Origin of the sequence: Maribrevibacterium harenarium, from assembly GCF_006385675.1 — a bacterium.
In the GTDB taxonomy this organism is placed as follows: Bacteria; Pseudomonadota; Gammaproteobacteria; order Pseudomonadales; family Marinomonadaceae; genus Marinomonas; species Marinomonas harenarium.
Window position 1 is genome coordinate 1 of sequence record NZ_VFRR01000066.1, and the last position, 8882, is coordinate 8882.

The window sequence follows — 8882 nt, forward strand, 5'->3', positions numbered from 1 at the left end:
GCTACTCTCGAAGCGAAAGCAATCTAGGTCTGTAGCGCAATCAGAAGGCGCAGAATCTAAGATGGTGTCCCATACCTCGGGGGTAAGTGCCCGGCTGTAAGCTTGGAGCGCTCACAGCCGGGAACACTGTTCGCCCGGCGATATGGAATATTTTTCCATACAACTAGGAACGGCTATACTCGGGGAAATTCTCTTAGACGCAGGAAGGTATCATGGGCTCTATTCGGATATTGGCGGCGGTCACTTTCGCCTTATTAGGGTTAACTGGTTGCACTAGTGAAGCCCCTCCTCAAGCCCTGGGCACCATCGAAAAAGACGCTGTCTCCGTTCGCGCTCCAGTGACGGAAACGATTGTGGCGATCAATGTCGCGCAAGGAGATCAAGTGGCCGCAGGGGATATCTTGCTGACCTTAGATAAAGAGCAAATTGATCTGCAATTGGAGCAAGGAATTGCCAGTCGCGATGTGGCGCAAGCCCAATTAGCCTTATTGCTTGCTGGAACTCGACCGGAGCAAATCGCTGCTGCTGAGGCGCGTTATCAAGCCGCCCAAGCCAACACCCGTGCCGCCGATTTAGATTGGCAACGAATAAAAGAGCTCTATTCCAAAAAAGTCACAGGCAAAGCAGAGCTGGATGCCAGTAAAGCGAGGCTGGACGCCGCCCACGCAAATCAAAATGCCGCCTACCAACAATGGCAAGAAGCCATTAACGGGCCAACCAAAGAACAAATTGCTCAGGCCCAAGCCAACGCCACCCTTGCAGAAGTCTCTATCAACCAGATATTGAGTCAGAAAGATCGCTATTCCGTTAAGGCCCCAGTAGACGGTCAAGTTGAAACATTACCTTGGCATGTAGGCGACGATGTCACGCTAAATGCCGCTCTGGTTCAAATCATACCAGCGAATACCTCACCCTATGCACGGCTCTATATTCCCGCCACCATGTTGCAACAAATTAAGGTGGGTACTCCCCTAATCCTAAAGGTAGATGGCATCCCAGAACCGATTTCTGGCACGGTGCGTTTTATCCGTGACACGCCCGCATTCACGCCTTACTACGCCATGAATGCAGAAGAACGTGATCGGCTCATGTATCTAACGGAAGTGGATATCAATACCGATCAACACCTGCCTGCTGGTGTCGGTGTACAGGCACAATTGCCATGAGTGTCGCCATTGCAGCCCAGGGGCTAACCAAACAATTTGGTCAATCTGTCGCCGTGGATAATCTCTCTCTAAGCATTGCTAAAGGCACCATTTACGGATTTTTAGGCCCCAATGGCTGCGGCAAATCCACGACCATCAGAATGCTAACTGGTCTATTAGAACCAACCCGAGGCGAAGTGGAATGTGTGGGCAACCACTCAAAGGACATGAAGAGGACCTCAAGCAGCGCTTGGGCTATATGACCCAGAAGTTTTCCCTGTATGAAAATCTCACAGTTCGAGAAAATCTCAATTTTGTCGCAAGTATTTATGGGCTAAGACGGGGAGCAGCCAAAGCTCGTATTGGTGAATTACTACACCTGTATGGATTACAAGGAAGGGAAAAGCAGCTGGCTGGCTCCATGAGTGGCGGCCAAAAGCAACGTCTCGCCCTCGCTTGTGCCACCCTACATCAGCCGGAGTTACTGTTTTTAGATGAGCCAACGTCGGCGGTTGATCCAGAGAATCGCCGGGAGTTTTGGGAACGACTATTTGATCTTTGTGACCAAGGCACCACCATTCTGGTTTCCACCCACTACATGGATGAAGCAGAACGCTGCCATCAACTGGCCATTTTAGAAAATGGCATCAAGCGGGCCGACGGCACACCACAACAACTGATGCAGGATATGCCGGCAAACGTACTAGAGATTAGCGGCACTGAGCTGCGCCAACTGAAACAGAACTTGATTGCACAGACTGAAGTTGTCTCGGCAGCTCAGGTTGGGAATCGTCTACGGGTTTTAGTCAGCAAACAAATCCCACAACCAGAGCAATTAATCGCTAAATGGCTGACAAATCAATCGGTAGAGGTGGTGCGCCCGAGCCTAGAAGATGTGTTCGTTGCCTGCACCGGAGGACGTCATGTTGGCTAGGGTTTGGGCTGTTTTCATCAAGGAACTAAAGCAACTATCTAGGGATAGAATGACTTTCGGCATGATTGTCATGATTCCTCTGGTGCAACTGATGTTGTTTGGTTACGCCATTAATACGGATGCTAGACATATTCCAGTAGGGCTAGTAGATTTTGCTGGCAATCAACAAAGCCGCGCTATCATTGGCGCTTTAGAAGCCACGCAAGCGGTTAATTTTACAAAGGTTTTCTATTCCGCCGAGCAAGCACAACAAGCACTGACCCAGGGTTCCGTCAAAGCCGTACTGATTTTACCGGCTGATATGCCGCGACGTATAGTGGATAAAAACAACCTATCTATTGATAGCCAACCTATTGGGCAATGGCTAGTAGATGGGTCCGATACCGTCATTACAGGCACTATCAAGGGGTTGCGCAATTTTCCACTCGCTGAAACGCAAGGGCAGGCTTACACGCCAATAGCGCCCACTTTTGCCGTGACCACCTTTTTTAATCCAGAACAGCGTTCCGTGGTGAATATTGTGCCGGGGCTACTCGGCATTATCCTCACCATGACCATGATATTGTTCACCTCTGCGGCCATCGTGCGGGAGCGGGAGCACGGCAATATGGAGTTTCTCATCACCACTCCTATCCGCCCTTTTGAATTGATGCTGGGAAAAATTATTCCCTATGTGGTGGTTGGTCTAATCCAAGTTACTATTATCCTCACCATGGGCTATCTGGTATTTGACGTACCCGTACGCGGTGGACTCGATGCGTTATTTGGCGCGGCACTGCTGTTTATCTTCGCCAGCTTAACCCTTGGTTTGGTGATTTCCACCATCGCCAAAACTCAGTTGCAAGCCATGCAATTAACCGTGTTCATCCTGCTGCCCTCGATTCTGCTATCTGGGTTTATGTTTCCTTACGAGGCCATGCCAGAGCCCGCCCAATGGATCGCCGAAGGCTTGCCTGCCACACACTTCATGCGCATGGTGCGTGGCGTCGTACTACGGGATGCAGAACTGTTCTCACTACAAGCGGATGCGCTCTGGCTACTTGCCTTCACTGGTATAGGGTTAGTGGTGGCATCGGTACGGTTTCGTAAGAAGTTAGGTTAAGCGATGGTCGCGTCGTCGTGCTCGGCAATTAGTGTCTCAATCTCTGCTTTCTTGTTCTTGGAACGAAAGACATTGGCGAATACGGATGCTGCCGTAATACCCAAGAAACTCGCCAGAACTGTATCCCGATCCAATGTTAGGAAAAAGTTATAGGTCAGTAGCAAGCCACCGGCGATCTGAATCAGTGGGTAGTACTCCACTAACAGTTTCCCGGTTGCAGCCTTGCGGATAGTCACACCATAGAAAGAGCCAATCGAGCCCACATAAATGCGTCGCGGTAGCAGTTTAAGTTTGGCGGGGTAGCCTTTTTCTTCCAAAATGGGCAGTAATTGTTCCAGTTCCAATGTGTTTTCTCTTGTTTCGTTCATCATCAAAGTGCCAAATTATAACGGCAACTTCACATACACCATGCCATCTTCTAGTTTAACTGCAAAGGTTTGCAAGTCTTTAAACACCGGCGCTCCGAGGGCACAGCCACTTTTGACCGCAAAGGAGCCCTGATGTTTCGGACAAGTAATAATGTCGCCATCAAACTCCCCGTCGGCTAAATGCACCCGTTGATGGGTACAATAACCCGAGGTAGCAAACAAAGCTGTTTCGCTCTGGCGGAAAATTGCATAGCTCTCCCCCTTGTGATCAAAGCGTTTCGCCCCTACTAACGGTATGTCAGCTAGGGGGCAAATTGGTATCCAATCAGACAAATAGCCTCCTTTTATGGTTTTCCCGAAATGCCTATAGATTTTTACAATCAACATTTTAGGAAAACACAATTTCAATCGCACTAATATTGGCCATACTATAGGCCCTGTTGGTAACGCAAACAGCAAAACTTTAGGAGCTAAAATGATCAACACTCAAATCAAACCATTCAATGCCACTGCATTCAAACAAGGTGAATTCGTTGAGATTTCTGAGAAGGACGTTCTAGGTAAATGGGCTGTATTCTTCTTCTACCCAGCAGACTTCACTTTCGTATGTCCAACTGAGCTAGGCGACGTTGCAGACAAATACGAAGAACTACAAAAGCTAGGCGTTGAAGTATTCTCTGTGTCTACTGACACTCACTTCACTCACAAAGCTTGGCACGATGCTTCTGAAACCATCGCTAAGATCAACTACTACATGGTTGGCGACCAAACTGGCAACATCACTAACAACTTCGGTGTAATGCGCCCAGGTCAAGGTCTTGCTGATCGTGCGACTTTCTTGATCGATCCAGAAGGCACTATCCAAGCGATGGAAATCACTGCTGAAGGCATCGGCCGTGACGCTGACGACCTAATGCGTAAAGTTAAAGCTGCTCAATACGTTGCCTCTCACCCAGGTGAAGTTTGCCCAGCTAAATGGAAAGAAGGTGAAGCGACTCTTGCTCCATCTCTAGACCTAGTAGGCAAAATCTAAAACGCCTCTTCCAGTGTTGGGCGCCACGCGCCCAACATCGGGCTTTGCCGAAAAGCTCAATCCTTTATTTCCGAGTAAATAGAAGCACTATTGGCCCAGTTTTCGGGTCAGGGACGACTTTTGCTCAAAAAACAGTAACTCTCAACTAAATACGGGTTAAACATTATGTTAGACGCAAATATGAAACAACAGTTGGGCACATACCTTCAAAACATCGTTAATCCGATTGAGATTACTGTGTCCACCAATGGCAATGCTAAATCAAAAGAATTGTTGGAATTAGCTCAAGAAATCACCGAGCTAAACCAAGCGAAAATCGCCTTACGTGTTGATGAAAATCCACAGGGTCGCGCGCCACAGATGGCGGTAGGTCCTAAAGATGGTACGGCCCGCGTCTTCTTTGCTGGTATTCCGATGGGGCATGAGTTCACCTCCCTTGTATTAGCCTTACTTCAGGCGGGCGGTCACCCCTCTAAAGCAGCACAAGAAACCCTAGAACAAATTAAAGGCTTGGACTCTGAACTAAACTTTGAAGTGTACATTTCTCTGTCCTGCCATAACTGCCCTGACGTGGTTCAAGCCGTGAACCTAATGGCTGTATTGAACCCAAAAATTACCGCAACCATGATCGACGGTGGCGTCTTCCCAACAGAGATCGAAGAACGCAATATCATGGGCGTACCAGCCGTATTCCTAAACGGCGAACACTTTGGCCAAGGTCGCATGACTTTGGATGAGATTCTGAACAAAGTCGATACTGGCGCAGAAGCCAAACAAGCGGCAGAACTGGCGAAGAAAGAAGCCTTCGATGTGTTAGTGGTTGGTGGTGGCCCAGCCGGTGCCTCTGCTGCAATCTACGCGGCTCGTAAAGGTATCCGTACCGGTGTACTTGCCGAGCGTTTTGGCGGACAAGTATCCGACACCATGGGTATCGAGAACTTTATCTCGGTAAAAGCAACAGAAGGCCCAAAACTGGTCGCGAACCTAGAGCAACACGTTTTAGACTACGATGTGGATCTAATGAAAACTCAGAAGGCGGTTCGCATTGAGAAGAAAGACCTTGTTGAAGTCGAGCTAGAAAACGGCGCCGTACTAAAAAGTAAAACCGTGATTCTGGCGACAGGTGCCCGCTGGCGTGAAATGAACGTACCAGGTGAGCAAGAATACAAAACCAAAGGCGTGGCTTACTGCCCACACTGTGACGGTCCATTGTTCAAAGGTAAAAAGACCGCTGTTATTGGTGGTGGTAACTCTGGTATCGAAGCGGCCATTGACCTTGCTGGTATCGTAGAACACGTTACCGTACTGGAGTTTAGCGACACGCTTCGCGCTGACGAAGTGCTAGTACGCAAAGCGAAATCTTTGCCTAACGTGACCATTATTACCGAAGCCATGACTACCGAGGTACTTGGGGATGGCGAACGCGTCACTGGTTTGCAATACACCGACCGCAAGACAGGTGAATCTCATAAGCTGGAATTGGCGGGGATCTTCGTACAAATTGGTTTAGTACCAAACAGCGAGTTCTTGAAAGGTTCCGTAAACCTTACCGAGCGCGGTGAAATCATCATTGATAGCCATGGCCGCACGTCGATGGAAGGCGTATTTGCCGCCGGTGATGTCACCAACGTGCCGTATAAACAGATCATTATCTCCATGGGGGCCGGTGCCACTGCTGCTCTTGGGGCGTTTGATCACTTGATCCGCAATTAATTCTGCTTATTGATGCGATAAAAAACCGATCCCAGCCTAGCTGGAGGTCGGTTTTTTTATTGATTCGCCACGCCTATATCGCAAAATCCGGTATGATCCCTGAATTAACTCGCCATAATCGGAGATAGCCAATGAAAAGCTGGATAATATTGGGACTCGCAATTATTGCTGAAGTCATTGGTACCTCGGCACTAAAAGCTAGCGCTGGCTTTAGCAAATTATGGCCAAGCTTGATCGTGGTAGTCTCCTATGGCATCGCCTTTTACTTTCTTTCCTTGACGCTCAAAACCATTCCTGTCGGTATTGCTTATGCCGTCTGGGCAGGCCTTGGTATCGTGCTTATTTCCCTTGCGGGCTGGCTATTTTTTGAGCAGAAACTCGACTTTGCCAGCATAATTGGCATGGGGCTGATTGTGGCTGGTGTTATTGTGATCAACCTGTTTTCCAACACCAATGTGCATTAAACCTCTTCCTATATTCTTTTTCTCTCATATTAATCCCACTTTATAGACAAATGTCAGCACTTAGCTTGGGGGAATACGCATACTGTTTTTTTTATTCATGAAAACTCAGTCGCGAGGGCCCTATGGCAAAGAAGAAAAAAGGAAATGAACCACAAGAGAATTTACCAATGGAACAGGGTCGTCTCGTAGACGAATCAAGCACGGTAGATCGCGGGGACACTAGCGATAATATCGAAGACATGGGTGATCTCCTGTCTTACCTATCATCGTTAAGCAATTCAGGCAGCATATCGCCCATGAAAAGCGATACAGACTACCAGTTGGTTGACCGCTTTTCAGACGAGGAATTGGTACAAATTCTCAAAAATGAAGGCTACTCTTCGGTTGTGATTACTAAGCCTGGGCGTATTAAGATCCGTGTGGAAAGCAGCTCTATTCTACTGATTAACTCTGATGATGGTGACCTTCAGGCAGTCTATGCCGTATCTGGCGTAAAAATGACTTATAAGGGAATCAACCAATGGAACCGAGGTTATCGCTTTTCCCGAGCATACTTAGATGACGATAAAGATCCGATTTTAGAAGCCGACTTACTAACAAACGCGGGCCTTAACAAACGTGATGTGGCGGAGTTTTTTAGCGTTTTTGTCACCTCAATCAAAGGCTTTAAAATGTTTTTGATGCAAAAAAGCAAGGAATAGCCATTAGAGGCTGGTCGGGAGTGTTTGTAGCTGTCTGTTACGAACATTTCCCAAGCGCCTACTTTCTCTTTACAGTACACGAGATACTTGCCCAAATATCAGAAAACAATAAAATAACGCTTTTTCGAGATGCTGCCGATGCATTGCGTTCATTTTGCTTCTGGGCGTTGCCTATCCTGCCGTCACCTTGAGACTGATTACTCCACCCAAGTCGCGACGAAAGAAAGCCACCTTAGGCAGCTATTGTCCCCTTACAAAGTAGATACTTGGCTCCCCTTTGTGAAAAGCCCCGAGCAGGGGTTTCGCAATAAAGCCAAAATGGTTGTCTTGGGAGCTGCCCATGAGCCGATTTTAGGGATAGTTGCACCCGATGGAACGCCTACCAGCTTAGTGGATTGTTCCCTATACACGGATGCCATGCGATCGTTATTGTCTGCCTTGCCAAACTATGTCCGCAGCGCTGGCATCCCCCCTTATAACGTTGCCAAGCAAAAAGGCGAGCTTAAATTTATTTTACTTACCGAGAGTCAAGCCACCGGCGCCATGATGCTGCGCTTTGTTTTACGCTCTAACCAGGCAATCGAGCGTTTACAGCGCATCCTCCCCGATCTTCTACAAGAATTCCCCCGTATTGAAGTCGTCAGCGCCAATATTCAACCAGTCCATATGGCAATTCTAGAAGGTGATGAAGAAATTTTTCTTACCGACCAGCAGGTAATTTGGGAGCGATTTAACCAAATTCCCCTCGCCATTCGACCGAAGAGCTTCTTTCAAACTAACTGGGTACTGGCACCGGTGCTATACCAAACTGCGGCAAATTGGGTGCAGCAAATCGGTGCTCAAAAGGTCTGGGATTTATTCTGTGGCGTGGGCGGGTTTGGCTTGCACTGTCTAAGCAATGATACCCAACTGTGGGGCATTGAAATTGAGCCGGAAGCAATACGCTGCGCTAAGCAAAGTGCCTGTGAGCTCGGGAAGGATAAGCAAGTGCAGTTCTCGGCATTTGATGCCACCAGCTTATCTCCAGATGCTGCTAGCTTCCCAGAACTTATTATCGTCAATCCACCAAGACGGGGAATCGGTCTAGAGCTGGCTACACTGATCAATCAGAGCGGTGTTAAAGATGTCATTTATTCCAGCTGCAATGCTATAACACTGGCTCAGGACCTCGCCGTTTTAGATCAGTACCGGCTCGCCAAGGTACAAGGTTTTGACTTTTTCCCCCACACGGATCATTACGAAACCTTGGTACATTTACAGCGTCAGTAATCAGGCGGTCTTAACCATAGAAGTAAGCGTCGATTTTGTTTGTCATTAGGCGTTTACATTGTAAGCGTCCGGCAAACCACACCTAGTTTTTTCAGATTGATTCACCGCAAGTTTTTGGCAAGCTGGTCGTGACAGTGTTGACGATATTTTATA

At 48.0% G+C, this 8882-nt stretch carries 9 protein-coding genes and 1 pseudogene; 8 read left to right on the forward strand and 2 right to left on the reverse strand.

Annotated elements, in window-relative coordinates:
* Positions 1-212 precede the first annotated feature (212 nt).
* From FJM67_RS16420 to FJM67_RS16430, 3 genes and pseudogenes are all read left to right on the forward strand, one after another.
* On the forward strand, positions 213-1166 hold the full coding sequence (locus tag FJM67_RS16420) for an HlyD family secretion protein (protein WP_140591647.1): 954 nt from the start codon (positions 213-215) through the stop codon (positions 1164-1166).
* Positions 1163-2079 (forward strand): annotated as a pseudogene (locus FJM67_RS17925) (ATP-binding cassette domain-containing protein). The gene FJM67_RS16420 and the pseudogene FJM67_RS17925 overlap by 4 nt, the downstream one beginning before the upstream one ends.
* Positions 2069-3181, forward strand: coding sequence for an ABC transporter permease (locus FJM67_RS16430; protein ID WP_140591650.1), 1113 nt, complete (start codon positions 2069-2071; stop codon positions 3179-3181). The pseudogene FJM67_RS17925 and the gene FJM67_RS16430 overlap by 11 nt, the downstream one beginning before the upstream one ends.
* Here the strand turns inward: FJM67_RS16430 and FJM67_RS16435 are convergent.
* Positions 3178-3552 (reverse strand): hypothetical protein, encoded by a 375-nt coding sequence (locus tag FJM67_RS16435; RefSeq protein ID WP_140591652.1) that lies wholly within the window; start codon positions 3550-3552, stop codon positions 3178-3180. The two genes, FJM67_RS16430 and FJM67_RS16435, sit on opposite strands and share 4 nt — an antisense overlap.
* A 12-nt stretch (positions 3553-3564) precedes the next feature.
* On the reverse strand, positions 3565-3882 hold the full coding sequence (locus tag FJM67_RS16440) for a non-heme iron oxygenase ferredoxin subunit (protein WP_219846030.1): 318 nt from the start codon (positions 3880-3882) through the stop codon (positions 3565-3567).
* A 142-nt stretch (positions 3883-4024) separates the two neighbouring features.
* Between FJM67_RS16440 and ahpC the strand changes: the two genes are divergently transcribed.
* From ahpC to rlmC, 5 genes are all read left to right on the forward strand, one after another.
* The gene (gene ahpC, locus FJM67_RS16445; RefSeq protein WP_140591657.1) at positions 4025-4582 is read left to right on the forward strand and encodes an alkyl hydroperoxide reductase subunit C; all 558 of its coding nucleotides are present in this window, start codon (positions 4025-4027) and stop codon (positions 4580-4582) included.
* 165 nt (positions 4583-4747) lie between these two features.
* Entirely contained in the window at positions 4748-6295 is a 1548-nt protein-coding gene (gene ahpF / locus FJM67_RS16450) for an alkyl hydroperoxide reductase subunit F (protein WP_140591660.1), read from the forward strand.
* 131 nt (positions 6296-6426) lie between these two features.
* On the forward strand, positions 6427-6759 hold the full coding sequence (locus tag FJM67_RS16455; RefSeq protein WP_140591662.1) for an SMR family transporter: 333 nt from the start codon (positions 6427-6429) through the stop codon (positions 6757-6759).
* A gap of 122 nt (positions 6760-6881) precedes the next feature.
* On the forward strand, positions 6882-7460 hold the full coding sequence (locus FJM67_RS16460) for a YbjN domain-containing protein (protein WP_140591665.1): 579 nt from the start codon (positions 6882-6884) through the stop codon (positions 7458-7460).
* Positions 7461-7598: 138 nt separating this feature from the next.
* Entirely contained in the window at positions 7599-8729 is a 1131-nt protein-coding gene (rlmC, locus tag FJM67_RS16465) for a 23S rRNA (uracil(747)-C(5))-methyltransferase RlmC (protein ID WP_140591668.1), read from the forward strand.
* Positions 8730-8882 lie beyond the last annotated feature (153 nt).